Below are 25,394 nucleotides of genomic sequence, written 5' to 3' on the forward strand. Positions count from 1 at the left end.
CCTCAAAACTCATTAATATTATACCGTTGATTTGTTTGGCGATAGTATTTATTGAACGAACCGCGAAGACGCGCAGGAAGAGAAGAGAATATGATAGGTAATTTTGACTTAGTTAATCTGAATGAATTTTTGTAAAATATTTGCTGAGACTTACGCGATCGACTAAACTATGTCTAACCAGTCGGTTCTAATGGGGAGCAGCCGTTAGAGGAAACGGGGAAAGTTCGGTGCAAGTCCGGCGCTGTCCCGCAACTGTAATGAGAGTTTTGTCGCTTTCTGAGTCAGGATGCCCGCCGATGTGTTAGTTTACATAGTCTCATCTGCGAGGTTCAGCGTGAAGGCCAGAAATCGGAAATTGGTCAGCTTGGGATTGATGGCTGGCTTGAGTTGTTATATTGTCCTGGGATCGGCAACGCCCGCCGCAGCTATGCACATTTCGGAAGGTTTTTTGCCGGTGCAATGGGCTGCATTTTGGTGGATGGTGGCGTTGCCTTTTTTTGCAGTAGGTTTGCGCTCAATTACTCGTATTACAAAAGAACACCCGGAACTTAAACTATTGCTTGCTTTGGCGGGTGCGTTTACTTTTGTGCTTTCTGCTTTAAAAATTCCTTCGGTAACGGGCAGTTGTTCTCACCCGACGGGTACAGGCTTGGGTGCAATTTTGTTCGGCCCTTCGGTGATGGCTGTACTGGGGGCTTTAGTTCTGCTGTTTCAAACGTTACTGTTAGCGCATGGTGGCTTGACAACGCTGGGAGCGAATATGTTTTCGATGGCGATTGTCGGCCCTTTCGCTGCCTATTTTATCTATCAATTGCTGTTGCGAACTGGCAACCAGCGGGCAGCAATTTTTTGTGCGGCGGCTTTGGCAGATTTACTGACTTATGTGATGACTTCGATTCAATTAGCATTAGCTTTTCCGGCAGCAAGTGGCGGTTTTATGGCTTCGTTTCTCAAGTTTGCTGGTATCTTTGCTATCACTCAAGTACCCCTGGCTATTAGTGAGGGATTGCTGACTCTATTGGTCTGGAATTGGCTGCATTCTTACGGGAAGCCGGAGTTGGAAACTTTGAAATTATTGAGACAGGAGTCATAAGGCGTGAGTCAAAAAATTACAAAAAATCACCAATCTACTTCGCGACAAAATTGGCTGTTGGCTGGCGCTGTGATTGTTCTGGCAGCGTTTCCTCTCGTTTTTGTGCGGGGTGAATATGGCGGTTCCGATGACCAAGCTAAGAAAGCAATTACTGAAATTCAACCGGGTTATAAACCTTGGTTTAATCATTTGTTTGAGCCGGCTAGCAGCGAAATTGCCAGTCTATTGTTTGCGTCTCAAGCGGCGATGGGGGCTGGCGTAGTTGGGTACGTCATTGGGTTGTATAAAGGCCGATCGCAATCTCGGCAGCAGTCTGATCATAAATCGTCGGAATGAACCATCAGATTGATAGTCTGGCTTATACCAATCGCTTGCGCGGGTTGCCGCCATCTCACAAGTTATCTTTTGCGATCGCCCTTTTAATTCTGTCTCTCGTTTCTGGGGCGATCGTCCAATTGTCGATCGGCCTTTGGTTAGCCGTCTGGATCGTCATCTATGCGGGTATTCCGGGGAAACTGTATTTGCGGTTGCTGTCGCTACCGTTGATGTTTTTGCTGACAAGTTTGCCTGCTTTGGCGCTGGGTACGGTTGAGTTAAGTCAAATCCAGGAAATTCAGTGGGATATTTGGCAAGGTTGGGGCATTAGCGTCGGCACTTTTTATCTGTATGTGAGCCGCACTGGAATATACCAAGTGAGCTTGCTATTTGTTCGCGCCTTCGCATCGACAAGTTGTATGTATTTCATCCTCTTGACGGTTCCATTTACCGAAACTTTGCAAATTCTCAGACAATTACGGTGTCCAGAGTTAGTCACAGAACTGCTATTACTAATGTATCGGTTTATTTTTAGCTTATTGGCGATCGCCGATGAACTTTGGATAGCACAAAATTCGCGCTGTGGCTACCGCACTTGGAAACTAGGAATGCGTAGTTTAAGCATTTTAATCGGGCAATTGCTTCAGCGAACTTTGGAAAATTACCGTCAAGTCTCGCTGAGTTTAGCGTCTCGCGGCTTTAATGGAAAACTGCGCGTTTGGAATTCTTATCCTTATAAACCTTCACAAAGATATATATTTGAAGCGCTGTTTGGTTGTACAACTTTAATATTGTTAAGTATGGTATTTCAAAGTTGAAAATAAATAAAGAAATGAGGAGACGGCAGTGCCGTGTCCCTACAATTTATCGCGGTAGGGACACGGCACTGCCGTCTCCTCTATATCATTCCGGCGCAGCCGGAATTGATATGAATTCCCTGCCAGACTAAAGATATGACTTTTATGAGTATAATTCATGATTTTTATGAATTGACTCCACAAGAAACCTGTTGAATAATTGTAGTCAACAGTTATCTTGTGGAAACCCTATGATAAATAAACGACTCCTCAAAAAAATAGTTTTTTGCTTACTAGCATCATTAAGCCTACTGTTAGTCACAGTCACTCATGCAGCCGCCCAAGAGCTACCGTTTTACTGGGATAACATCAACGTCGCGATCGACGTTCAGACGAACGGAGATATGTTAGTCACCGAAACGCAAAAATATGTATTTACAGCAGCCTACAACACTGAACGATATCGCTATATTCCTTTAGGTAAGGTCGATGAAATTAAAGATGTGATCGTTACCGAAAATAATCAAATAATTCCGAGTAGCACGGGGCTAGAAAACAATGAACTTTGGATTCGTTGGCAACATCAATTAAAAGCGCCAGAATCATATACTTTTGTCATCAAATATCGGGTGGTAGGTGGATTACAGCTAGAAGGTGGGAATACTCTAGTTTATTGGAAAGCCATTGCAGCAGGTCGTAAAGCTCCGATTAATAGCGGAAAAGTTACGGTTAAATTACCAGACGCTTTGTCAGGGAAAGTTCTCTCGTTTACGAATTTTGGTACAGCCGCAGTTCCGCGTCAAGTAGATCCTAAAACATTTGAGTTTGTGGCAAGTCAGCCTATTCCACCAGAACAAGAATTAGAAGTGCAGATTGCATTTCCCCAGAAAATTCTGAATCTGCCTCAACCTGGTTGGCAACAATATGACAACCAGGGAGAAGAAGGCTCTTTCATAAACAACATAATGGGTGTAATCGTTTTTTTGCTAGTTGGTTTGACATTGTTTATTTCCTTAGCATTTTTTCCGATGGTTATGCTTCTCTTTGTGTTGACTTTCACCGTCATTATTTACCAAGAAATCAAGAAAGCAATCAATAATCGACGCTGCCCTGAGTGCAAAACGCTTAATCTCAAACGGACTTATCAAGTTTTGGTTCCTGCAACTACTGGCAATTCAGGAAAGAGGTATGTTACCCATCACTGTGGAAACTGCTCTTACCATAAGGAGTACGAAGAAGTAATTCCAATCATTATCATTAGCAATGATGGCGGCGGTGGCGGCGGTGGTGGCGGTGGCGGTGGTGGCGGTGGTGGCGGTGGTGGCGGTGGTGGCGGTGGTGGCGGTGGTGGTGGTTAATATCAACGCGACTTACGCATCACAATTAAAGAAACCGGGTTTTTACTGAATCTGTGGGTTGTAACGCGTCTTCTGGGCCAAAAACCCGGTTTCCGATCGCCCGCGTCTCCAGAAATATTGTTGATAATTCTCGTATTCTCGTTAGTTTAGCGGGCCGGATTTGAATAAGGGCGATCGCACTTCCTGCAACAGCTATTACAAATATGACTTTTATGAACTTAATTAATGAATTATATGAATTGACGTAAACAGTAATTGAATGAATAATGACAGTATCAAAATAAAGAGAAAAAATCATGTATCAAGATACTAACAAAAAAAACAGCCCGCCTCCCATTGTTTTTATTATTGCCATCGGCTTAATTGGGTTTGGTGCATACAAGTTCCTTCCCGGTTTATTGGAGACCAAAACTTTAAATACACCTACATCTACATCTACAGCGGCAACGATCGCACCCGGAGCGATCGCCAATCGTATCAGTTTAGGAAATCAGATATTGGTAGCCTCCCAAACAACAGCAGAAAAACAAGCAGGAGTTCAAGCTTTTGCTGAGGGAAATTACCAAGCGGCAGGCGAATCTTTTGAGAAATCGCTGCAACAAAATCGCAACGACCCGGAAACCCTTATCTATTTGAATAATGCCAAAGCCAGCAATGGTTTTTACTTGAAAATTGCTGTCAGCGTCCCCATTGGTAGCAACCCCAATGTTGCCCAAGAAATCCTTCGAGGTGTCGCCCAAGCTCAGGATGAAATCAATACTAGCGGTGGCATCAACGGTGCAAAACTGCAAGTAGAAATTGTCAACGATGACAACAGTCAAGAGGTTGTCAGAGAAGTTGCAAGGACATTGACAAAAGATCCGAATATACTAGCAGTAATTGGACACAATGCTAGCAACGCATCTCTTGAAGCTGCTCCGATATATCAGCAAGAAAAACTGGTAATGGTGACACCGACGAGCTTTGCCAATAATCTATCAGGATTTGGCAGCTACATCTTTCGGACAGTACCCAATATTAGCTTAATGGCAGATCCTTTAGCAGAATATGCAGTGAAAACAGCAGGCAAAACTAATATTGCCATTTGTTATGACTCCCAAGCACCGGATAACATATCATTTAAAGATGAATTTGTGGCAGCTCTTACTGCTGCTGGAGGCAAATTAGTTCCTACTGTTTGCGATTTTTCGTTACCGTCTTTTAATCCCGAAAGTGCGATCGCCGATGCTATCAGCAAAGGTGCACAAGGATTGATGGTAGCGCCCCACGTCGATCGCATTGACCGTGCGATTTCTCTGGCTCGCATCAATCGAGGCAAATTGCCACTCTACGGCAGCACTACGCTCTACACCTTTCAAACTTTAAAAGACGGACAAAAAGACGTTGACGGGCTTGTTTTGCCCGTTCCCTGGCATCCTGAAACTAATCCCGGTAGCCGTTTCCCAGAAAATGCTCGCCAGCGTTGGGGAGGCATTGTGAATTGGCGAACAGCAACGAGTTTTGACGCGACTCAAGCTGTGATCGCTGGCTTGCGGCAAAGCAATACGCGGGAAGGATTGCAACAAGCACTCAGAAATGCGAGTTTTTCGGCAGCAGGATCGAGCGAGGATGTGAAGTTTTTGCCCACGGGCGATCGGGCTGGTAAGCCGATTTTAGTGCAAGTTAAACAAGGAGGAAGCACTGGCTATAACTTTGTCCCGTTGCGGTAAGTTTGTTAAGTGCGATCGCCCTCAAATCTTGCACATTCTCAAGAAGTCTTTCAGGGGCGGGATCTCCTGCCCACTCCACCAAAAAATTCCCTCTTTGTGGAACAGGCCGGAAAGCCTGTTTCTTAGCATGATTAAAATCTAATCTTATGTTGAATTAGCCAAATTTTTAAGATAAAATGAAATGAGTAGATTAAAGGAGAGCGTTGTGTATGATCGCGCAAGTTGAAACCAAAACCTACACCGCTGAGGAATATCTAGAATTGGAAATCAATTCTCAGGATCGGCATGAATTTATCAATGGGGAGATTGTTCTGATGGCTGGCGGCACACCGGATCACAATGAAATTACCACTAATTTAGTTGTTGCGCTGAAACTGGCGTTAAAAGGGAAACCATATCGGACTTTTAGTTCGGATCAGCGGCTATGGGTTCCGCAGCTTAATAATTATACTTACCCGGATGTGATGGTGGTAGCGCGCCCGATCGAGCTGCAATCTGGACGGACGGATACAATTACCAATCCGCTGCTAATTGCTGAGGTGCTGTCTAAAGGTACCAAAGCTTATGACCGCGATGAAAAGTTTGCTGCATATCGCAGTATTCCTAGTTTTCAGGAGTATTTATTAATCGACCAATATCGGCTACAGGTCGAGCAATATTCTAAAACTGATGCGAATAAGTGGATTTTTTCGGAATATAGCTGTATGGGCGATCGGCTCAGTTTAACATCTGTTGCTGTGGAAATTTCGCTGGCCGATTTGTATGAAAATATTGAGTTTGGTGAATAGGCGGACGCTTTTTTGTCAAATATCCCAAATAGTGGTAATATCCCCGTATATCGATCGGCTCTGATGAAAAACACACATCAGACGCAAGGGGGAAAGTTCGGTGCGAATCCGGCGCTGTCCCGCAACTGTAATGAGATCATTGCATCTCTGAGTCAGGATGCCCGCCGATTTGTTTACAATCATGTTTTTCATCTGCGAGGTATGGATGATGGTGAGTTTATTATTTTTTTAATTATTGGATTGGGGTTTTTTAACCGCAGATATCAGCAGATAAACACAGATGAACGCTGATGTAATTCGATCTGGGTTCTGAAGCGTATATTATTTTAATGGGAAAGAAATGCGAATCGAAGATAGTGTTTGGCAGGGTAGTTTTGGCTACTGGCAAAACTTGTTTATTCACCAAAATATTTTGCCGATCGGACATACTGCTTGGAATGGCTTTTTGCATCAAGGACGAGGCTTGGTTGCTTGCAAAATCAATACTCCCATTAACGGTTCTGTGAATTGGAGCGTAGATACTATAAAGTATGATCTACAATTTATTTCCGACTTGGAGGCAACCGTTTATTTGCAACAACTAGAAATAGAGGAGAACACTGTTTCCAATCTGCTCTCTATCATTGATAGCTACGAACCCAAGGAAGCAATTATATTTTTGTCGATCGCCAACGGTCAGATTGATATCAATTTGTTGCAAAAGTTGGCAATTTCTCCTGTTGAGTGCTATGAACAAGTATGCAAGCGCTGGGAAGAATTTCAACTCTGCCCGAAATCCTAAAACTTACTAAATTTTCCGAATGCCGCAGCCAAAATCAATCGAAATTTCCAAGGTAACTCGCTACCAAAATGCAGCGCTTAATTACTATTTGGGCCTGACAGATTCGCCCTACCTTCACTACGGCTATTGGGAAACCCTACCTGTGCCCGCTGACGAACTAACGATCGCACGATTGCGCCTCGCTCAGCAAGCTTATACTGTAAAACTGTTGGATGCTATCCCCAAAGGCACTCATACGATACTCGATGTGGGCTGCGGGATTGGTGGAAATGCGGCTTATTTGCTCGATCGAGGTTTTGCAGTCGAAGGGCTCGCACCCGATCCTTTCCAAAAACAGCGCTTTCTTCAGTGTACGGGCGATCGGGCAATCTTCCACCTCACGAGGTTTGAAGACTTCAAAGCAACTCATTTCTACGATCTTATTCTCTTTAGCGAAAGTAGCCAGTATATGTCGGCTGTTGATATTGCTAACGGTGCCGCCAAAATCCTCAATCATGGCGGTTACGTGTTGCTGGCTGATATGCTGCGATCTGATGCTAATTATAAAGAGGGAATGTTCTCTAATTGTCATGTTGTTACGGAACTTCATGCAGCATTAAAGCAGGCTGGATTCACTTTAGTAAAAACTGAGGATATTTCCGCCCATATTTTGCCAACAATCGATTTGTATGTCGATACTTTCCGCCGATATGGACTGAATACAATGCTCTATGTTGCAGATTTAATTGCGATCACAGTTCCGCCCGTCCACAAATTCCTGCGCTGGATATTTCGCCGCTGGTTCAAGAAGTTGGTGGTTGAAGGATTGGAAGCGGGCCAACTTTTTGAGCAACATCTCTGTTATGAAATGCAACTTTGGCAGTTGTCAAAATCTGATCAAGGCTGACACAAAGATAGCAATTCTAAATCATTTGTGAATTTCTTACTCCCTCCCCTTGATAAGGGGAGGGTTGGGGTGGGGTAAAAAGTTTACGAATGCTGCAATGATTGCTATACAATGGAAATCGGTAATCGGTAATTTGAGGCATAGCCTCCGGGTATTTATTCCCAGGCAGAGCCTGGGAACAAGGCTATAAAAAATAAAAAATAACGAATATGTCTGAATGGATTCTCGAATTCGATCGCACTTCCTACTCCTATCCCTGCGGTTCGCGAGTTGCAATTCAGGGTTTAAATCTAAAAGTCCCCGCTGGGAAACGGTGCGGGCTGATCGGTCAAAATGGCTGTGGCAAAACTACATTTTTTCTGTTAGCAAATGGCTTATATCAACCGCAACAGGGAATCATTAGCTGGCAAGGTGAACCCTTTCGCTACGATCGCAAATCTTTGATGCAACTGCGCCAACAAATCGGACTCGTCTTTCAAAATCCCGAACATCAATTAGTAGCTTCGACGGTAGAAGAAGATATTTCCTATGGATTGTACAATTTAGGCTTAAAAGAATCCGAAGTTGCTCAACAGGTACAGCAGGCGATCGACAAATTCGATCTAAGCGAACTCGCCCGCGAACCAATTCACAATCTCAGTTTGGGCCAGAAAAAGCGGGTTTCCATCGCCGATATCATGGTTCTGGAGCCCAAACTGCTGCTGTTAGATGAACCTACCGCCTATCTCGATCCGCGTCACACCCGACAACTGATCGGTTTACTCCAACAAATTCACAACGCCGGAACCACTATTCTTTTAGCAAGCCACGACCTAGATTTCATCTACCGCTGGGCTGATTGGGTGTTTGTAATGGATCGAGGAAAATTGATTTTAGAAGGAACACCGGAAACAGTTTTTGCTCAGCGGGATGTGTTGGAACAATTACAGCTTGGTGTACCGCTGGCGATCGAGCTGATGGAGCAAATCAGGGCGATGTTTCCCACAGACGATCGCTCAAAAATCCCCGCTTTCGAGCAATGGCAACAACAAATTTTACAAGCACGTCGGCTGCTTTAACGGAACTTAGACAATTGATCATTGGCGTTGCTGATTCACAGTATGAATCACCTTTTATCGGAAGTTACAAAACTCACCCTCCGAAAGTTTATAGCAATTGCGAAATCTTGAATTCATACCTATATCCAGCAACACCACCCGTGGGGGGAAGTTCAGATTACACATTACCAATTATCAAAAATTGATTTAGGAAAAAGGCGATCGCCCCACTGCCGATCGGCACAGTCAGATTGTCAATTCCCAGCTTGGAAACCGACTCCAAAGTAGCAGCAGCCAAAGCTACAACAGCAGACACAGCCCAAGTTTGCCAAATATTGCCTTGAACCGCCAGCAAAATCAAACTACTAATAGCAAAACTCACCAAATACATAGTTGCAGAACCTTCCCAACTCTTCTGAATTCCCCCAACTCGATAAATATGTTTGCCGTATTTCTGCCCGATGACAGCAGCCAATCCGTCGCCCCAAGTCATGACTAAAATGCCCAAAGCAGCGTATTCCTGATGTTGCAGCGGCCAAAACCAAGCTACGAGAACGCTGATACTAACAGCATAGAAAAAAGTCCCCAAACTCTTGCGGTTGATACTATTAAGACTCGGCAAAATGGGAACTTGGTAAGAAATTAGGGCGATCGCGCCTGCTAAAACCCCCGCCGAAATCCCCACCCAACCGGGTATTTCCAGCCACCACGCCAGCAAAATCACGTTTCCAGTACCGATGTGCACCACCTTCCGCGATACTTCAGGATCGACAGAAGTAAAGCGATTTAACCCTTCAGCTACCAGTAAAATCAAACCCAACCAGACTCCCACGAGGGAAATTTGCAACCACACAGTCGGAATTTCAGAAAATATAGACACGATATTTAGGAAAAACTTAGATCGGGCACTGTTTACTACTTTAGTGGAAAGCGCGATCGCTCTGTTCGGTGTTGCGAAGATTTTCAACCGTCGCTACGGTATAATTTACTCGCTCTCCTGTGGTCGGCTTTGGAGACAAGGTGAGTTAGTCTAATAAAATTATTCGTTTGAAGTTTTGAAATTATCAGAGAATCTAACTGCTATGCAATATGTCTTAATTATTCATGAAGTAGAAAATTATGAAGCTTGGAAACAGGTATTCGATCAGGCTGAAAGCATCCGAAAAGAAGCTGGAGAGCGCTCCTATCAAGTCTTGAAATATGACAATGAACCCAACAAAATCGTTCATTTCTCCGCGTGGACATCAATCGCAGATGCTAGGGCGTTTTTTGAGTCGCCTGCACTGGTTAAAATTAGAGAGAAAGCGGGAGTTAAAGCTCCTGAATTTATTTATCTAGACCAATTAGAGTCTGGAGTATTATGAAAGACGTATTTGTTGTATAATGTAAGTTGTTCAAACTATGTGGTTAAGTTTTGAGTATGTACGACGGTAGCTACTACCAGCTAATGGCAGAGTACAATTGCTGGATGAACCAAAATATATATTCTGTCTGCTCGGCTATTCCTGATGAACAGCGCAAACAGGATATGGGTGCTTTTTTCAAGTCGATTCATGGCACTTTGAATCACTTACTGTATGGTGACAGAGCATGGATGGGTCGTTTCACTCTTCACCCATTTTCGGGTACCGTTATCGGTCAAGAACTCTATGCTGAATTTGAGGTTTTGAGAGCAGAACGGGAGACAACAGATCGGCAAATTCTAGAATGGTCTAGAAACCTTAATTCTGACTGGTTGAGTCAACCGTTTGAGTACACAAGCAATGTAGATGGTAAATGCCGCGTGCTACCGACTTGGGTTCTGGTGACACATATGTTCAATCATCAAACTCACCATAGAGGGCAAATTACCACACTGCTCAAACAACTGAGCTACGACCCAGGCGTTACAGATATTCCGTGCCTACCCGCTATATCAATCGGATAATTTCTTCTGCACGCACGAGCGACACGCCAGAAGATTCGGTGCTTAAAACCTCGTCTACACTTGCCTCTCGTCCTAGCAGGGGGGGACTGAAGAAAATCAAGAATTCAAACCCGTATCGCTGGGTTTTGTCTCTATAAACGTAATTTTAACCGCCGACTCTTCAACCTTTGCTTTGCGGGTTTTTTATGTATAGACGCGGTTTCAACGGCCGGGTATTTTGTCGAAATCCTACGCTTTCACAACTCCCGTTTCAACAACTCCCGCACAGCCGCAAAAGCCCTCCCCCGCCACTCCACTGGCAGCAGCGACAATCCCAAACCCGCCCACATTTTCGCCTCAGAAACCGACTTTCCAGCCCGCACCATCAGGCGCCCTTTTTCAGTTTCACCCACCTCAATCAGTCGCAAACCTAGCGCTAATTGAGTTTCTGCAATCCTTTGGAGCCTGACTTTTTCCAACTTCTCGGAATCAAATTCGTAGCCTGTCAAATAGCGCAATTTATCGCTTAAATAGGGAATTGCCCGCTCGACCCCTTGCTGTCCAGCATGAACTCGATACTGCATCAACAGCTCCGGCAAGTAATAGCATTTTTTGCCAGCAATCGCAAGTCTCACAAACAAATCGTTATCTTCGCAATTTTGCAAATTCGGCCGCAGAAATCCTACTTCTTCCAGGGCGCGGCGCCGAAACAAAGTTGCCCCTATTTGCAAACTTTGTCTCACAAAAACTGTGGAGAGCAAATCTTCAATAATTCCAGCAGACAACTCGGCGCGGCCCCACCGCTGCGAATTTAGTTTCGTCTGGTTTTCGTCAATATAATTGTTAATGTCGATCACCCAGTGATCGGTACTGACAAAATCGATGCTGGGGTCTTTATCTAAAATAGCCGATGTCCGCTCTAGAAATTGCGGTGTCAGGCGATCGTCATCGTCAAACTTGATAAAATATTCGCCCCTTGCCGCCGCAAAGCCCGATCGCATATTATTACTCTTGCCGATATTCTGCGGGTGGCGAATGTAGCGAATCCCGCGATCGACAAATTCCGACATCAACAGAGGAGTGCTGTCAGTGGAACCGTCATCACAGATAATTAATTCAAAATCTGTATAAGTTTGATCTAGCACGCTGGCGATCGCACAAGCCAGTAGATGCACTCGATTGCAAGTAGGAATGCAAACGCTAATTTTCGGCACAAGTTTATACTATTTTAGATTTGAAATCGTCTAAAAATTTTGCAATTCAGTGCTGACAAAAGAACCACCAATGCCCAATGCCTAATGCCCAATGCCCTATGTATTTTAACTCAAACGAGCCGTACATTCGAGAATTAACTTTTGATTCACCAAAGCAAATGGTTGAATTTCCAAAGCACGACGAAAAGCTTGAATAGCATTTATGTATTCTCCCAACGCAGCGTAGCACAAACCCAGACCATGCAACGCGCCAAAATGCACCGGGTTCAGTTTGAGGACGATTTCGCAGTCGTGGATCGACTTTTTATAATTTCCTTGGGTATAGTGAAGTACGGCGCGTCGGTTCCAAGCTTCCGCAAAATCTGGCGCTTCCGCAATCAGTTTCGTCAGCAAATCCAAAGCGTGGTGAACATCGCCTGCATCTAACGAAACTTGCGATCGCCTGAGAATTTGCATCCCATAGTCACCTTTCTGGTTAAACCAAGTGCGCCAGAGTTCTGTAGTTGCCCGATCGCGCACGATTTCGTCGGATTTTTTCAAGTCTTCGAGTAGCGCCTTAACAGATAATTCGTCCATAGGTGCGAAGATTGTTAAAAAGATTTTATCAATTAATTTTATCGCGCAAGCGACAACTTTATTTATCCCACATCCCATGAAGATTTTGATGCTTTCCTCGACTTTTCCTTATCCGCCAAGCCGCGGAGGAACTCAGGTAAGGACGTTTAATTTATTGCAATACTTGAGCCTGCGGCATGATGTAATTCTCGGCACTGTACGATCGCCAGATGTCACCGATTCACAAATCGACACATTGCGCCAGCAAGTTGCAGAATTGGCAGTTTTTCCCCATCCGCAGACACCCCCCCAACCCCCCCTTGCTAAGAGGGGGCTAAGACTCCAGCAGGAGACTGAGGAAGGATTTTTACCTCCCCCCCTTAATAAGGGGGGGACTGAGGAGGGGTTCTCTGAAATAATAGGAAAATTCCACAGATTCGGTCGATTTTTGCAGTCGGGAACACCTCCCAACGTACTCTCAAGCTACTCCCAAGCAATGCAGAATTGGGCAGACGAATTGGTGACAACAGGCAAATGCGATGCTGTCACCTGCGAACACAGCGTTAATGAGATTTACGTGCGTCCAGAATGGCGACAAAAACTGCTGACAGTGGCAAACATTCACAGTTCCGTTTGGGGAACTTGCAGGGAAATCTTAGCCACCGGCACCTCGGAAAAACCCCTGCGCGATCGACTAAATTTACCGCTACTCGCCCGCTACGAAAAACGCTACTGTTCCAAATTCTCCCGCATTGTTGCGACAACATCCACAGACAGAGAGCAACTCCTCGAATTACTGTTGCCTCCGGTTCAGGTGCGAGGAAAACAAGATTTTTTTGTACCTCCCATAGATGTAATTCCTAACGGCGTGGATTTAACTCAATTTCCGTACCGGTCGATCGATCCGGGAGGACACACCTTAATTTTTGCAGGCGCAATGAACAATTTGCCCAATATTGACGCGGCGCGGTTTCTCAGTTTGCAAATACTGCCGCCTTTGCAGCAGCGCTATCCCGATGCTACCCTCACCTTAGTAGGGGCTTCGCCAGTCCCGGAAGTGCTCGCCTTGGGGGAACTTCCCGGAATTCAAGTAGTAGGCCGGGTACAAAGGGTGGCAGAATATTTGCATCAGGTTGCTGTTTGTGTGGTGCCGATGCGGATTGGTTTTGGGATTAAAAATAAAACTTTGGAGGCGATGGCTGCGGGAACTCCCGTGGTTGCTAGCGATCGAGGTTTGGAGGGTTTAGCCGTCGATGGCGGCACACAACTAATAAGGGCCTTGCGGGCAAACAAAGTTCAGGAGTATGTTGAGGCGATTACCTGTCTGTTTGAAAATCAGCAGCTAAGACAGGAGCTCTCTGTCAACGCTCGATCGCTCGTTGAAAGCCAATACACTTGGGATATCATAGGTCGGCAGTACGATCGGCTATTGCAATTTTAAACTCTAAATTCTAAAATCTAAATTCTAAAATGGCATGATGGAACACAAAATTAACCCCTCAAAAAATCGAGCCAAACCCCCAGAAACTCGCCAAGTTGCTCCTCCTCCGACAAGACGCCGGCGCCAAACCCGACGCCCCAAAAATCTTCAAGAGTCCCAGCTTCCAATACCTACTCCCCGAACTCGCGCCAGGTATCCCTGGAAAAGACTGATAGCTAATTTGACAGCCCTCAGCATCTTGGCTGGCTGTGCAGCTTTAATGGGAGGCGGCGCTTGGCTGAGTTATCAGCTCATCGTCGATCCCAATGGTAACAGGTTGATCTCTCAGTTTGTGCCGGAATGGTCGCGCCTGCCTACAGGTAGCAGAGATTCGATCCAAACTCTCGATCAAATCAAAGCCAGCATCCGCAAATTGGGATTCGTAACCGGAGAACCCCTGCCTCTTCCCGTCGATCAATCCCGCGATAATTCTATTTCCGATTTGCTCTTGCCGGTGATGGTAGAAAGAACTGTTAAGGCTTCTACTGTTTGCACAAATCCTTGTCGCCAAATTGTCGAACTTCGAGTGTACAAGCGCGTGCAACTTCCCGATCGCAGTTCCGAAAAAGAGCAGTATTTTCAGTTAGCAAGTTCTGTGAACGTAGAAGGCCCGGCAGAATCTTTTGTCATTGCTTCTTTAGCTGACTCTACATATGACAATCAAGCCTCGAATCAGTCGCTACCCCTAACACAACTGCGGCGCTTTGACGGAAAGCCCCCCGCCTCCGGCATTTGGTTTAATGTCAGCGGTCAACTAAAGCAGGGCGACAAGAAAATTCCCTACGGACAAGTCGTTCGCTACAACCCCAGCCAAAATCATTTAATGCCGCTGTTGGAGTGGGCCAGTGCGGCCGGACAACCGCCGAATTGGCAGCAAATTGTTAAGGGGGAAAACCCGCAGTTGGCGATCGACCAAACAGTTGGTTTAGAGCCGCAATTTACCCTTTATCAAATTGGCCCGCGCAAATTTTTGCCGAACCCAGTTCAGTTAACCGCGATTTCTTTAGAAGAAATTGCCTTCAATGACGAGACTTACAAAAATGGGCTGCGGCTGGCGAAAAGCGGACTGTGGTCTCCAGCATTAAATGTTATGCGTGTGGCGAAGGGGAAAGCTGGCAAAAATTGGCCCGCAGTCGCACAAGCTCAGCTAGAAACGATCGAATTTCACGCTAAAATTACTCGGGCGCAGGCGATCGCATCTTGGGCCAGTCCCGGTCAACAAGTTCTCGCAGAATTGATCGACGGCCGCTGGACCGAAGCTTTGCAAGTATTTGAAGCCGATCCGAGTAACAGTCACGAAATAGCCACAACCCTCAAAAATGACAGCGGGCGGATCTGGAACCGCATCGACGCCGCCTTGAGAGTGAATGCCGCTGACGCCGATGTCAAGGCTTGGGGTGCCCTGATTGTAGCGTCTCAAGACGGAACTCGTGAGGCGATGAATTGGCTCGACCAGCAATCAGATACTGACAGCGAAACAAGAAGTCGAATTCGGAATTTGGTCAACAAACTTCAGGAAGCAGTTTCTCAGGCGGAAAGTTTAGAAGCCCACAAGAGTCAAATTATGGGTTCTGCTACTTTAATTAACAGTGTCAATCCCGCTGAGTGGCTAGAACCCGACCCAAAAAACGAGTTAAAATTGGCGGAGGAACAAGTTTGGTATCAGGTGCAGGTAGCGAGTTTTTACGATGGTAGCCGCTGGGTTAATTCGCCATTTTCTGATGTAGAAGTGAGCTCTTTTCCTGCTACTCAAGTCAAGTGGCTATGGGGGCGGCTGGGATTACAGGCTGACCCCAAGATTAAGATTGAGGTAGCGATGGCTAACGGTCAACAAAGAGTTGCTGTGGGAACGGTGAAAGCAGTGCAGATTCAAGACGGAAGTCTGCGCTTGCTGGCGGCGGTTGACAAGCGATCGTAATCTGGTCGAAAGCATTCGCCAGATAGAACAGTCCCGGACGCACTCTAGAAACAAAGAAACCGGGTTTTTTTACCATTTCTGCAGATCGCAACAGAAGTATTTTCGTAAAAAAACCCGGCTTCCTTCCACCTGTACGTCCAAAACTAGGAAAAAGGAAAATTCTTTCTTTTGCCCCTCCCGCAACTACGAAAGCAGCGCAATCTCAAAACTCTTACCCTTACTCCTCTCGAACTCGGACAACAATGCAGACAAAAATTTTGTTAATTTAATTAATTAACACAACCTGTGCACAAAAAACCCAGAGATGTCAAATCGCGCCCTTTTTAGAGAGTGCTGCAATCATCTGCCGTTTCACTGCTTTAGCCCAAAGCTCAAACTCCAAACTGTTGATATTCTGAACTTTCACTTTTTCAACAGGCTGAGTTGGGGCTTCTTTCTGTGCTGTAGTCTCCATTGTTTTTTCCCTCGTCAAAAAATGTTAGTAGTCGATCGCAAACGGTTAGCATCATACATCTATTTTAATAACTAATTCTTGCAATTAATTACACTAAAGGCAGAGAATTCAACCATCAAATGCAGTAAATACATCTAGATCATGCAATTTACGAATTTAATGTAATAAAACCCTACAACCATTGTTATATATAGGGTTTTCCTGACATTAAAATTTTACAATTTACATTGTATGGCACTATCAAACCACTGCTTATGTTAGTAAACTTATTTTTAAATGAATGTATTGGCATATACAGCAGAAAATAATTTTATTGAATTCACATAGTGCCGTAAAGCCGATCGCCCGCATCTCCCAATCCGGGTACAATATAGCCGTGCTCGTCCAAACACTCGTCAACTGCGGCCGTATAAATCTGCACATCAGGGTGTTGTTCGTGAAAGTGCCCCACTCCCTCCGGTGCCGCCAGCAAGCACAAAAATTTAATAGACTTCGGATTAACTTCTTTCAGCCTATCCACTGCCGCGACTGCTGAATTACCAGTAGCCAGCATCGGATCAACAACTAAAACATCTCGCTGTTCGATATCCTGGGGAACTTTGAAATAATATTCGATCGCCATCCGAGTTGTCGGATCGCGGTACAAACCAATATGTCCTACCCTCGCAGACGGAATCAGCTCTAAAATACTATCTAACAATCCCTGACCGGCGCGCATAATCGAAATAATAACAATTTTCTTTTCTGCAGCCAGTACCGGTGCATTCATTTTGGCGATCGGCGTTTCTATTTGTTCGTATTTTAGCGGCAAATCTCGCGTCACTTCATAGGCTAGCAGCATCCCAATCTCTTTCAGTAGTTGGCGAAATTTCGCCGTACTCGTTTGAGTTTGCCGCATTAGAGTTAACTTGTGCTGTATCAAAGGATGGTCGATAACAGTAACTTTAGGACTCATTTTTTTAAACAATTAATCTGCTTTATTCTAACTTATCAGCCCTTGAGGCATTCTTGACGCAAAAAAAACGGTTTCTGCCGCCCCTGCGTCCTGGACTACTTATATCAAACCCCTATTGAAAGCACAAATACCGCGCTAATAAAATTCGCTCCGACAATTTCCTTTCATCCGCCTAGCGCGACACTAAGTATGCGAGGTTTGAAAATAGACAAATATGTCATTATCTCGTTTCCTCTCCTTCCCGCACTCTTCCTAAGAACGCAGATCCGGGCCCAAAAGCCTCCCCACTGGTTTCGCTGTCTCGCGCTCCGTCCAAGCCCAATAACACAGATCCGGAGTTTCGCACCGAAATCTTCCGGAACTTTTACCAACCGATATGAATCTTAAGAAGTATCAACATAAAACCTATTTTTTCGATTAATTCACTAATCGAAAAAACCTGAATAGGAACTGCCCATGAGGTTATAAGCTTGGCTTGACTGGCTTTTCATCTTTCAACATGAAGGCGGCTATATCCAACTTTAAAACACATTACCTAAACTCAGTTCCATTTTTTTAGGGTGCTCCTAACACACAACTGAACTTATTAAGGAGAACATCCATGAAGTTTGTAAAACTATTGCTAGCTACGGCATTAATGACTGCTTCTATCAGCCCCGCCTTGGCTAATCCTGCCGTTCAAATTTTAGGTGCAAGCTACGGCGGTAGCGGTTGCCCCGATCGCTCTGCCAGCGTCAGCGTCAGCCCCGACGGTCAAGAACTCACCATCCTATTTGACAAGTTTGCAGCCCTGGGAAATGTCTCAACAGAAAGCCGGAAAAGCTGCAATCTGAGCATTCCCATCAAAGTACCCCAAGGCTACCAAATTTCTATCTACGATGCTGATTACCGCGGCTACGTTGCTCCTAAAACCACAGGCAACCTGCGAGCAGAATACTTTTTCGCTGGAACCCGCGGCCCAGTTTTTAATCGGAATCTCAGTGGCGAAACTAACTACAATGTTCGAGATAGCTTAGCCACTGTAGCTAATGTTTGGTCTCGCTGCGGCGACAGTGTAAATATGCGAGTAAATGCTGCGATGACAGCCCGTGGTGCTGGCATGGCCACCGTTGACTCCTTCGATTTGGCTCATCGCGGTTTAGTTTATCACGTCAAATATCGCACTTGTCTCTAAGCAGCTTGTTGGGAGTGTAGTGTGAGGTATAGTTTTCAGGTTTGAATTTTGAATTTTAAGTTGGAAGAGGGGATAATTTCCCCTCTTCCTTCTTGCTTCTAAAACACAGTGCCGTCACTTTCAATCTGAATTGGTGGCACTCCACCAGCCCTCAATTCGCCCGCAATTTTCCGCCCCGCCGCCCAAGTTCCTCCTTGCAAAATCTTCACCAGCGGCAATTCTGTCGCACTCAAATGCAGCTTTTCTCGCATAGATGCGGCAATTTTATCTAAAAGATTGACAGTGAGCGATCGCCATTCTACTATAACTTCCGAATCCGGGAAGTAACTCTGCTCAAAAATAGCCAAATCTTTTGCCTGCAGCAGCCCGATATCCAAACACAAACCGCCGTTGCGGTACTCCGGCAATCCCGTTAACTCATCCAATCCCGCGACTTCTAAACCAAGTTCTTGCAGCGGTTCCAACAGCGAATAAGTCAACCATTGCGAGAGTTTGTGAAACGGCACGAATTCATCTCCCAGATTTTCTCCTGTTAAAGCCGGATGCCGCCAAACATCGCCTAAATTAACCCCACCAATTGCATATCTTCCCGGCCAAATTTCCCCAAAACCTCTCAAAACAGCGCTCAACACATCAGCAGCCTTCACTGTTTTGGATACTGAAACCCGAATGTCGAGCAAGTATTTGGCTAAATTGCCGGGACGCGGGTTTTCGCTACCAAATAATAATGGATGCTGGCAAACGGCATTTCCCAAACGCTGCAATAATTCTAATCTGCCTGTTAAACCAACTAGCGGATTGTCTCGACTTACCTGAAATCCAGTAGCTAAGGTTTCTAGTTTTAATTGAGAAAGTCCGCGAGAATCAGCTTGCCAAGGAAAATCGAGATTGCTAGAAAAAACACCTTGACAAAACATCCGCAAGCTGGCTATTGCTAACCCTTCAGAACGGCGGTAAACCTGCCCGGTTTCTGGTTCACAATACTGCCAATCTGCACCAGCACCGGCATCAAGCAAAACGCTGATAATTGCTAAATCAAATTTGATCTTAGCTTGCTCTATGAGTGCAAATTCTGCTAAAGCTGCATCCAATTCGGCGAGGCGCGGCAGGTTGCCGGCTTCAAAATGTCGCCAGCGACTGTGAAAGGGAATGTTAAAATCGGGATACTGTTGGCGCGTTGTGTCAATTACATAATTTGCTGCTTTGTCGAGTTGGGATAAATCGACACGGAAGTAGCGAAGTTTGTCAAGACGGGCTAAATCAAAAAGCCGATCGCACTTTTGGCGAATAGCAACCGGTGTTCTCAGATATTCTACAGTCTCAAGTTCAATATTTTTCAACGTCATACCACCAAACAACGGTAAACATCGTTTTCTTGAAAAAAGTCAAACTGACTGTAATCTAAAAGGTTATCTAAAATCGCATTTTTATCTAGTTTGATCAGCTTATATTCCCACTTCGATCCGCTGACTTCGCGTTTTACTTGATCCGAAACTATCACCGAATTTCTTTCAGTCCCCGGAGATACTATTTTACTTAAATCTTCCAAGCGGTCGGCTATGTTAATATCTTTTCCGTAAGTGCAAGACCTAAATATATATAAATTTCCCTTAGCAACTCCCACCGACAAGCCACAAGGTATTTTATTGGCGTGAATAAAAAATTTCCAATTCTCGCACAAACTTTCCATTGCCGCTAAGGCTGAATGAGCTTCTGGGAAAGTCAACAAATGCGAATCCCCAACAATACTCCGAATTGTACCGCCGTATTCTTCGCAAATTGTTTTTTCAAAAGTATCAAAGTTGGTGAGCAAATATTCCACATCTTTGATCGAATTAGATTCTTGATAAGCTATAAAACCTCTCAAATCTGCTTTAATTATTGCTTGATTCTTGATGATTCGGGTTTTGTAACTTTGGTCAACTTTGTATACTTTTTCAGGTTCGCTCATCCCTTTCAAAGAAAACTCGTTGACAAAAGACGTTTGCACTTCTGCCTTGTTGAGCGCCAGCCATGCTGCTTGGGACAAATATATTTCATCCGGCGGAGTTACTGATTCTATGCGCGCTGTTAAATTCACCGTATCGCCAAAGATATCTTTATCTTGATGCAAGACATCTCCTAATGTAATCGACACGCGAATAGCCAACCGTTCGTCGTTCGCCTTGCTAGATTGTTGCGCTCTCAATTCTTGCTGCATTTCTATGGCTGCTACCGCCGCTGCTGTGACGCTGGGAAAAATTATCCAAAATGAATCACCTTCCCCTTTAATCACGCTGCCTTCATTTCTGGCGCTAATATCTGAAACAAAATTTTTATGCTCGTTTAACAAACTACTTAAGTCCGACTGAGATAATTTTTTGACTCTGGCGGTATATCCACAAATATCTGTTTTTACGATCACACTAGAACGCAAATTAGCCATAACCTACCCTGACTGATCAAAAACCAGCAATAAATTTTATGTAGCAAAGACGCGATTGTTCGCGTCCCATCGGTCGCGTCTTTGCCCTCTTAATCTCCTAAATCGCGTCCGATCGCTTCTGCAAGAATTGTAGCATCTGGCACCGGGTCTGGCGTGTAGTAGCCGGCGGCTTTTTTGGCGACGATTTCGACTTGTGCGTCTGCAGGAATCCAATCTTCAGGAATGGGGATGCGATCGACCACCTGAATACCAGAATTGATAATCGCATTGTATTTCATATCGCTCATAGAAACTAAACTGTCTATTCGAGAGATCCCCAACCAGTGCAGCACGTCTGGCATTAGTTCTTGAAACCGCATATCTTGAACTCCCGCAACACATTCAGTGCGCGTAAAATAGGCATCAGCGCGATCGCCACCTTCCTGCCGTTTTCTGGCATTGTACACCAAAAACTTAGTCACTTCCCCCAAAGCTCTCCCTTCCTTGCGGAAGTAAACTATTACCCCAGAACCACCTGATTGTGCCGTTTGGATGCAAATTTCCATCCCATGCACCAAATAAGGGCGACAAGTGCAGATATCGGAACTGAAGACATCAGAACCGTTGCATTCATCGTGTACCCGTACCGCCAACTGCTTATCCGGGTCAGAAATATTCGCGACATCGCCAATAATATAAACCGTAGTTCCGCCAATTGGTGGCAAGAAAACCTGTAAGTCTGGCCGCGTCACTAAATCCGAGAACATTCCCCCTGTTTGCTCGAACAGGACACGGCGGATAACGCTTTCTTGGGCCCCAATCCGCCGAGCAATTCCCGGCAAATACCAAACCGGGTCGATCGCAATTTTAGTTACTGCTAAATTGCCACCTGCTTTGACTATTTTGCCATCAATTTGCACCCGCCCCTTAGCAATAGCATCTTGTAATTCTGGCATATTAATGTGAGCTTTAGTGACAGCAATTGTCGGGCGAATATCATATCCCTGCTGGAGAAATGAAGTATAAACTTCGCTGACCAAACCCCCAAACGGATCGAGAGAAACAATCAAATTGCGATCGCCCCAACTCTGGTGCGGCCCGATGTGTGCGGCCGGAGAGGTGTTGGTAAAATCGGGGCGATGATCTGCTTGGAGTGCGCCGGAAGCAACTGCTAGCGCGCGATAAACAGAGTAGGAACCCGAATGAGTGCCGATCGCATTCCGGTGAGACGATTTGGTGAGGCTACCAATCACAGGCCCGCGTTTCAGCGGATCGATTTCTCCCCAGTGGATGGGATGAGGTTTTGTGCCAGATCTGTCGGGATGGGATGTTAAAACTATATGCTTGGGTTTTGACACAGTTGTTTATGACTCTTGCTATGGATGCTGGTGTTAGTTGAAAGTTAAATTGCAATTTGAAGCAGTGATTTATGATAGCAAAAGGATTCGGGATCGGGAAGTATCCGGCATAGCAAAACTCGTGATGGTGATTTTCGCGCTGTCCTAAAAATACAAAAGTTTTGCCTATGTGCTTTAGTGATTAAGGCTGAAGTACCAACAGCAAAACTACTTATTTAATCCAAGTTTCTCTAGTAGTTATATTTTTTTTGCATGATGTTTGTTTAACTAACCGCAGAGGGCGCAGAGGGCGTATAAAATCTAGAAAAGAGTGAAAGAGGGAAAAGAGATGTTCACAATTCCTGCAATGATTGTTATAGTTACAACTGGTAGCCGGGAATTATCAACAAAATACTAACTCACAAAATTAATGTTGCCAAGTACATCTAATTATTTGCTCAAAAATGGTCGCGTACCCGCGTCTCTTCTAGAGATAAAATCGATCGCACCGTCAGATTCTACTGTAGCGACAACGGGGACTGAGAACAATTTTTGTTTGGTGGATGTGGAAATTGCAGCGGGTACGATCGCCCAAATTACTCCAGCAGGTACAAAACCTGTATCCTCCTCTGGAGATATCCCAGTGATAGATTTGCAGGCCGGCTTAGTTTGGCCTTGTTTTGTGGATATGCACACCCATTTAGACAAAGGTCACATTTGGGAACGATCGCCCAATCCCGATGGAACTTTTGCCAGCGCGATCGAAGCGGTAGGCGCTGATGCTCAAAAAAACTGGAATGCAGACGATGTTTACAAGCGAATGGAGTTCGGCCTAAAGTGCAGCTATGCCCACGGAACTAAAGCCATCCGCACTCACATCGACAGCGCGGGCGAACAGGGAACCGTTAGTTGGGGAGTATTTGAAGCGCTGCAAGCCGAATGGGGCGATCGGCTGATCTTGCAAGCAGTTTCCCTGGTTTCCCTCGACTATTACCTGACACCCGCAGGGGAAAAATTAGCCGATCGCATAGCCCAAATCGGCGGCATTCTCGGCGGAGTCGCCTATATCAACCCCGACTTAGACAAACAACTCGATCGAGTTTTTACCTTAGCCAAAGAACGAAATTTAAACCTCGACTTCCACACCGACGAAAACGACGATCCAGATTCAGTAACATTGCGGGAAGTCGCAAAAACCGCCATCCGCCATGAATTTTCCGATCAAATTATCTGCGGACACTGCTGTAGTTTAGCCGTACAACCCTCAGATTTAGTAACAGAAACTCTGGAATTAGTCAAGGAAGCAAATATTGGCATTGTCAGCTTGCCGATGTGCAACCTTTACTTGCAAGACAGAGAATCTCAGCATACACCGCGCTGGCGGGGAGTGACTCTCCTGCACGAACTCAAAGCAGCCGGAATTCCCGTTGCAGTTGCTAGCGACAATTGTCGCGATCCGTTTTACGGATTTGGCGATCATGATGTTTTGGAAGTTTTTAATATGGCAGTCCGAATCGCCCATTTAGATAGGCCTTATGGAGACTGGCCCTGTGCAGTTACAAAGACTCCAGCCGATTTAATGGGATTGCCGAATTTAGGACGAATTGCAGTGGGTTTACCTGCTGATTTGATTTTGTTTAAGGCGCGGAATTTCAGCGAATTGTTATCTAGAGCGCAGGGCGATCGCACAGTTTTGCGGCAGGGTATTAAAATTGATACAATTTTGCCCGATTACCGCGAACTCGATGATTTATTAGCAATTTAAATCTGACATCCTGCACCAATCTCAAGCACAGGCATCTTGCCTGTTCCACAAAAGATAAATTTTCTTTCTACTCTACTGGTTCTACTCGTTACTAGGCTCTGCCTGGTAACATAGATCCGGAGGCTCTGCCTCCAATTTTCCTGGTCGCAATGCGAGGCAGAGCCTCTAGATATGGTTCCCAGGCAGAGCCTAGGAACCAGTTAGTTTTTAGGGTAAGGCGTGCAGTGCATACGCTACATTTAGATGTTCTGCACAACTATTATTATTGTCAATTTGCCACTAATTTGATATAAATATAAAAGCTAATTTGATTGAGGATGTTTTAAGTGAAAGCAGTTATTTTATTGTCGGGAGGGCTGGATTCCTCAACTGTTTTGTATCAAGCCAAAGCCGACGGCTGCGAGTGTTACGCTATTTCCTTTGACTACAAGCAAAGACATCGGCGGGAGTTGGAATCAGCAAGGGCGATCGCACTTTCGGCCGCGGTTAAGGCACATCAGATAGTAAACTTTGACTTGACACTTTGGGGCGGTTCGGCGCTGACGGATGATGAGATTGAATTGCCGATCGATCGCACTCTGGGAGAAATGTCTCAAAACATCCCAATTACCTACGTTCCAGCTAGAAATACAATCTTTCTCAGTTTTGCCCTCGCCTACGCCGAAACTCTAGAAGCCGATCGTATTTACATCGGCGTCAACGCTTTAGATTATTCCGGCTATCCCGACTGTCGCCTCGATTACATCCAAGCCATGCAGGAAGTATTTCGGTTGGGAACGAAGCAGGGAAGAGAAGGAGAAGCTATTAATATTGTAACACCTTTGATTGAACTTAAAAAAACCGAAATTATTGAATTAGGCAACAAATTAAAAGTGCCTTGGGAGCAAACTTGGTCTTGCTACGCAGGCGGCGAAACTGCGTGCGGTGTTTGCGATTCTTGTCGCTTGCGGCTGGCGGCTTTTGAGGAATTGGGATTGAAAGATCCGGTGTCTTATGCTTAAAGATGACTTACGCATTTCCTAGGGGGCGTCAGAGGTAAAACCTAATTATTTCGTACTCGCTTCAAGCCTGACGCACCTTACAAACAAAACTAAAATTTAGGCGGCTTATTTACCTTCCGGCTCATCCTCAACTTCCGGTTGAGCCTGGTCTTCCTGTTCAAACCTAATTTCATTTTGCAGCGAATTCAATGACACTAAAAGCATATCAGCTATTTGCGATTGTCCTCTAGCCCTCAAGATATCTATCGCTTTCTGAAAATCTTCTACTCCCCCCTGTTTTTCTCCAATTACAGCTCGCATACGAGCACGGATAATATAAGCTTCTACAAAATCCGGATTAAGATTAATTGCTTGAGTAAAAGCTTCAGCAGCTTCCTTATACAGTTCTTTGCGACCGAGGTCGAATCCTTGTTGATAAAGTTCTTGAGCTTTCATCGCATTTCTTAATTTATTTTGAATCAGTAGGC

The 25,394-nt window shown here is 45.1% G+C and carries 25 protein-coding genes and 2 riboswitches; of the genes, 16 read left to right on the top strand and 9 right to left on the bottom strand.

All coding sequences use genetic code 11. From position 1 onward, the window contains the following. The first annotated feature begins 165 nt into the window (after window positions 1-165). A riboswitch (cobalamin riboswitch) is annotated at window positions 166-312 on the top strand. 61 nt (window positions 313-373) lie between these two features. From QUB37_RS01195 to QUB37_RS01235, 9 genes are all read left to right on the top strand, one after another. Then, window positions 374-1,093 carry an energy-coupling factor ABC transporter permease gene (locus tag QUB37_RS01195; RefSeq protein WP_333158487.1) on the top strand — a complete coding sequence of 240 codons (720 nt, stop codon included), beginning with the start codon at window positions 374-376 and terminating at the stop codon, window positions 1,091-1,093. Between the two features lie 3 nt (window positions 1,094-1,096). Next, window positions 1,097-1,429 carry an energy-coupling factor ABC transporter substrate-binding protein gene (locus QUB37_RS01200; protein WP_333158309.1) on the top strand — a complete coding sequence of 111 codons (333 nt, stop codon included), beginning with the start codon at window positions 1,097-1,099 and terminating at the stop codon, window positions 1,427-1,429. Continuing rightward, window positions 1,426-2,226 (top strand): cobalt ECF transporter T component CbiQ, encoded by an 801-nt coding sequence (cbiQ, locus tag QUB37_RS01205; protein ID WP_333158311.1) that lies wholly within the window; start codon window positions 1,426-1,428, stop codon window positions 2,224-2,226. The genes QUB37_RS01200 and cbiQ overlap by 4 nt, the downstream gene beginning before the upstream one ends. Before the next feature lie 230 nt (window positions 2,227-2,456). After that, complete coding sequence (locus QUB37_RS01210) at window positions 2,457-3,563, top strand: DUF2207 domain-containing protein (protein ID WP_333158313.1); 1,107 nt, start codon at window positions 2,457-2,459, stop codon at window positions 3,561-3,563. Window positions 3,564-3,859: 296 nt separating this feature from the next. Continuing rightward, window positions 3,860-5,272 (top strand): ABC transporter substrate-binding protein, encoded by a 1,413-nt coding sequence (locus tag QUB37_RS01215; protein WP_333158315.1) that lies wholly within the window; start codon window positions 3,860-3,862, stop codon window positions 5,270-5,272. Window positions 5,273-5,481: 209 nt separating this feature from the next. Next, window positions 5,482-6,060, top strand: coding sequence for a Uma2 family endonuclease (locus QUB37_RS01220; RefSeq protein WP_333158317.1), 579 nt, complete (start codon window positions 5,482-5,484; stop codon window positions 6,058-6,060). A gap of 38 nt (window positions 6,061-6,098) precedes the next feature. Further along, a riboswitch (cobalamin riboswitch) is annotated at window positions 6,099-6,243 on the top strand. Between the two features lie 157 nt (window positions 6,244-6,400). Then, on the top strand, window positions 6,401-6,841 hold the full coding sequence (locus tag QUB37_RS01225) for a hypothetical protein (protein ID WP_333158319.1): 441 nt from the start codon (window positions 6,401-6,403) through the stop codon (window positions 6,839-6,841). Between the two features lie 19 nt (window positions 6,842-6,860). Next, window positions 6,861-7,727, top strand: coding sequence for a methyltransferase domain-containing protein (locus tag QUB37_RS01230; RefSeq protein WP_333158321.1), 867 nt, complete (start codon window positions 6,861-6,863; stop codon window positions 7,725-7,727). 209 nt (window positions 7,728-7,936) lie between these two features. Further along, the gene (locus QUB37_RS01235) at window positions 7,937-8,785 is read left to right on the top strand and encodes an ABC transporter ATP-binding protein (protein WP_333158323.1); all 849 of its coding nucleotides are present in this window, start codon (window positions 7,937-7,939) and stop codon (window positions 8,783-8,785) included. 157 nt (window positions 8,786-8,942) lie between these two features. On the opposite strand, the gene QUB37_RS01240 is transcribed toward QUB37_RS01235, so the two are convergent. Then, window positions 8,943-9,644, bottom strand: coding sequence for a diacylglycerol/polyprenol kinase family protein (locus QUB37_RS01240; protein WP_445299857.1), 702 nt, complete (start codon window positions 9,642-9,644; stop codon window positions 8,943-8,945). Between the two features lie 202 nt (window positions 9,645-9,846). On the opposite strand from QUB37_RS01240, the gene QUB37_RS01245 reads away from it, so the two are divergent. Both QUB37_RS01245 and QUB37_RS01250 read left to right on the top strand, forming a co-directional pair. After that, on the top strand, window positions 9,847-10,128 hold the full coding sequence (locus QUB37_RS01245; RefSeq protein ID WP_333158325.1) for an antibiotic biosynthesis monooxygenase: 282 nt from the start codon (window positions 9,847-9,849) through the stop codon (window positions 10,126-10,128). A gap of 56 nt (window positions 10,129-10,184) precedes the next feature. Then, complete coding sequence (locus QUB37_RS01250) at window positions 10,185-10,691, top strand: DinB family protein (RefSeq protein WP_333158327.1); 507 nt, start codon at window positions 10,185-10,187, stop codon at window positions 10,689-10,691. Window positions 10,692-10,927: 236 nt separating this feature from the next. Here the strand turns inward: QUB37_RS01250 and QUB37_RS01255 are convergent, their stop codons facing one another. Then, window positions 10,928-11,884, bottom strand: a complete 957-nt coding sequence (locus tag QUB37_RS01255; protein WP_333158329.1) for a glycosyltransferase — start codon at window positions 11,882-11,884, stop codon at window positions 10,928-10,930. Window positions 11,885-11,989: 105 nt separating this feature from the next. Beyond that, entirely contained in the window at window positions 11,990-12,460 is a 471-nt protein-coding gene (locus tag QUB37_RS01260) for a tetratricopeptide repeat protein (protein ID WP_333158331.1), read from the bottom strand. A gap of 76 nt (window positions 12,461-12,536) precedes the next feature. Between QUB37_RS01260 and QUB37_RS01265 the strand changes: the two genes are divergently transcribed. Further along, window positions 12,537-13,880 carry a glycosyltransferase family 4 protein gene (locus QUB37_RS01265; RefSeq protein WP_333158333.1) on the top strand — a complete coding sequence of 448 codons (1,344 nt, stop codon included), beginning with the start codon at window positions 12,537-12,539 and terminating at the stop codon, window positions 13,878-13,880. A gap of 34 nt (window positions 13,881-13,914) precedes the next feature. Then, window positions 13,915-15,837: a hypothetical protein gene (locus QUB37_RS01270; RefSeq protein ID WP_333158336.1), complete on the top strand. Its 1,923-nt coding sequence runs from the start codon at window positions 13,915-13,917 to the stop codon at window positions 15,835-15,837. Between the two features lie 307 nt (window positions 15,838-16,144). On the opposite strand, the gene QUB37_RS01275 is transcribed toward QUB37_RS01270, so the two are convergent. Both QUB37_RS01275 and upp read right to left on the bottom strand, forming a co-directional pair. After that, on the bottom strand, window positions 16,145-16,291 hold the full coding sequence (locus tag QUB37_RS01275) for a hypothetical protein (RefSeq protein WP_333158338.1): 147 nt from the start codon (window positions 16,289-16,291) through the stop codon (window positions 16,145-16,147). A gap of 319 nt (window positions 16,292-16,610) precedes the next feature. Further along, window positions 16,611-17,246: a uracil phosphoribosyltransferase gene (gene upp / locus QUB37_RS01280; protein ID WP_333158339.1), complete on the bottom strand. Its 636-nt coding sequence runs from the start codon at window positions 17,244-17,246 to the stop codon at window positions 16,611-16,613. Window positions 17,247-17,847: 601 nt separating this feature from the next. On the opposite strand from upp, the gene QUB37_RS01285 reads away from it, so the two are divergent. Beyond that, window positions 17,848-18,420, top strand: a complete 573-nt coding sequence (locus QUB37_RS01285) for a DUF4360 domain-containing protein (protein ID WP_333158341.1) — start codon at window positions 17,848-17,850, stop codon at window positions 18,418-18,420. Window positions 18,421-18,518: 98 nt separating this feature from the next. Here QUB37_RS01285 and QUB37_RS01290 read toward each other — a convergent pair whose 3' ends face one another. The 3 genes from QUB37_RS01290 to QUB37_RS01300 form a co-directional block, all read right to left on the bottom strand. After that, complete coding sequence (locus QUB37_RS01290) at window positions 18,519-19,766, bottom strand: URC4/urg3 family protein (RefSeq protein WP_333158343.1); 1,248 nt, start codon at window positions 19,764-19,766, stop codon at window positions 18,519-18,521. Continuing rightward, entirely contained in the window at window positions 19,763-20,845 is a 1,083-nt protein-coding gene (locus QUB37_RS01295) for an adenylate/guanylate cyclase domain-containing protein (RefSeq protein ID WP_333158345.1), read from the bottom strand. The genes QUB37_RS01290 and QUB37_RS01295 overlap by 4 nt, the downstream gene beginning before the upstream one ends. Before the next feature lie 89 nt (window positions 20,846-20,934). Next, window positions 20,935-22,182 (bottom strand): GTP cyclohydrolase II, encoded by a 1,248-nt coding sequence (locus QUB37_RS01300; RefSeq protein ID WP_333158347.1) that lies wholly within the window; start codon window positions 22,180-22,182, stop codon window positions 20,935-20,937. A 409-nt stretch (window positions 22,183-22,591) separates the two neighbouring features. Between QUB37_RS01300 and QUB37_RS01305 the strand changes: the two genes are divergently transcribed. Beyond that, window positions 22,592-23,926 carry a cytosine deaminase gene (locus tag QUB37_RS01305; protein WP_333158349.1) on the top strand — a complete coding sequence of 445 codons (1,335 nt, stop codon included), beginning with the start codon at window positions 22,592-22,594 and terminating at the stop codon, window positions 23,924-23,926. A gap of 326 nt (window positions 23,927-24,252) precedes the next feature. After that, window positions 24,253-24,927 (top strand): 7-cyano-7-deazaguanine synthase QueC, encoded by a 675-nt coding sequence (gene queC / locus QUB37_RS01310; RefSeq protein WP_333158351.1) that lies wholly within the window; start codon window positions 24,253-24,255, stop codon window positions 24,925-24,927. Window positions 24,928-25,032: 105 nt separating this feature from the next. Here queC and QUB37_RS01315 read toward each other — a convergent pair whose 3' ends face one another. Continuing rightward, window positions 25,033-25,362 (bottom strand): hypothetical protein, encoded by a 330-nt coding sequence (locus tag QUB37_RS01315; RefSeq protein ID WP_333158353.1) that lies wholly within the window; start codon window positions 25,360-25,362, stop codon window positions 25,033-25,035. Window positions 25,363-25,394 lie beyond the last annotated feature (32 nt).

Origin of the sequence: Microcoleus sp. AT3-A2, from assembly GCF_036705685.1 — a bacterium.
In the GTDB taxonomy this organism is placed as follows: domain Bacteria; phylum Cyanobacteriota; class Cyanobacteriia; order Cyanobacteriales; family Microcoleaceae; genus Microcoleus.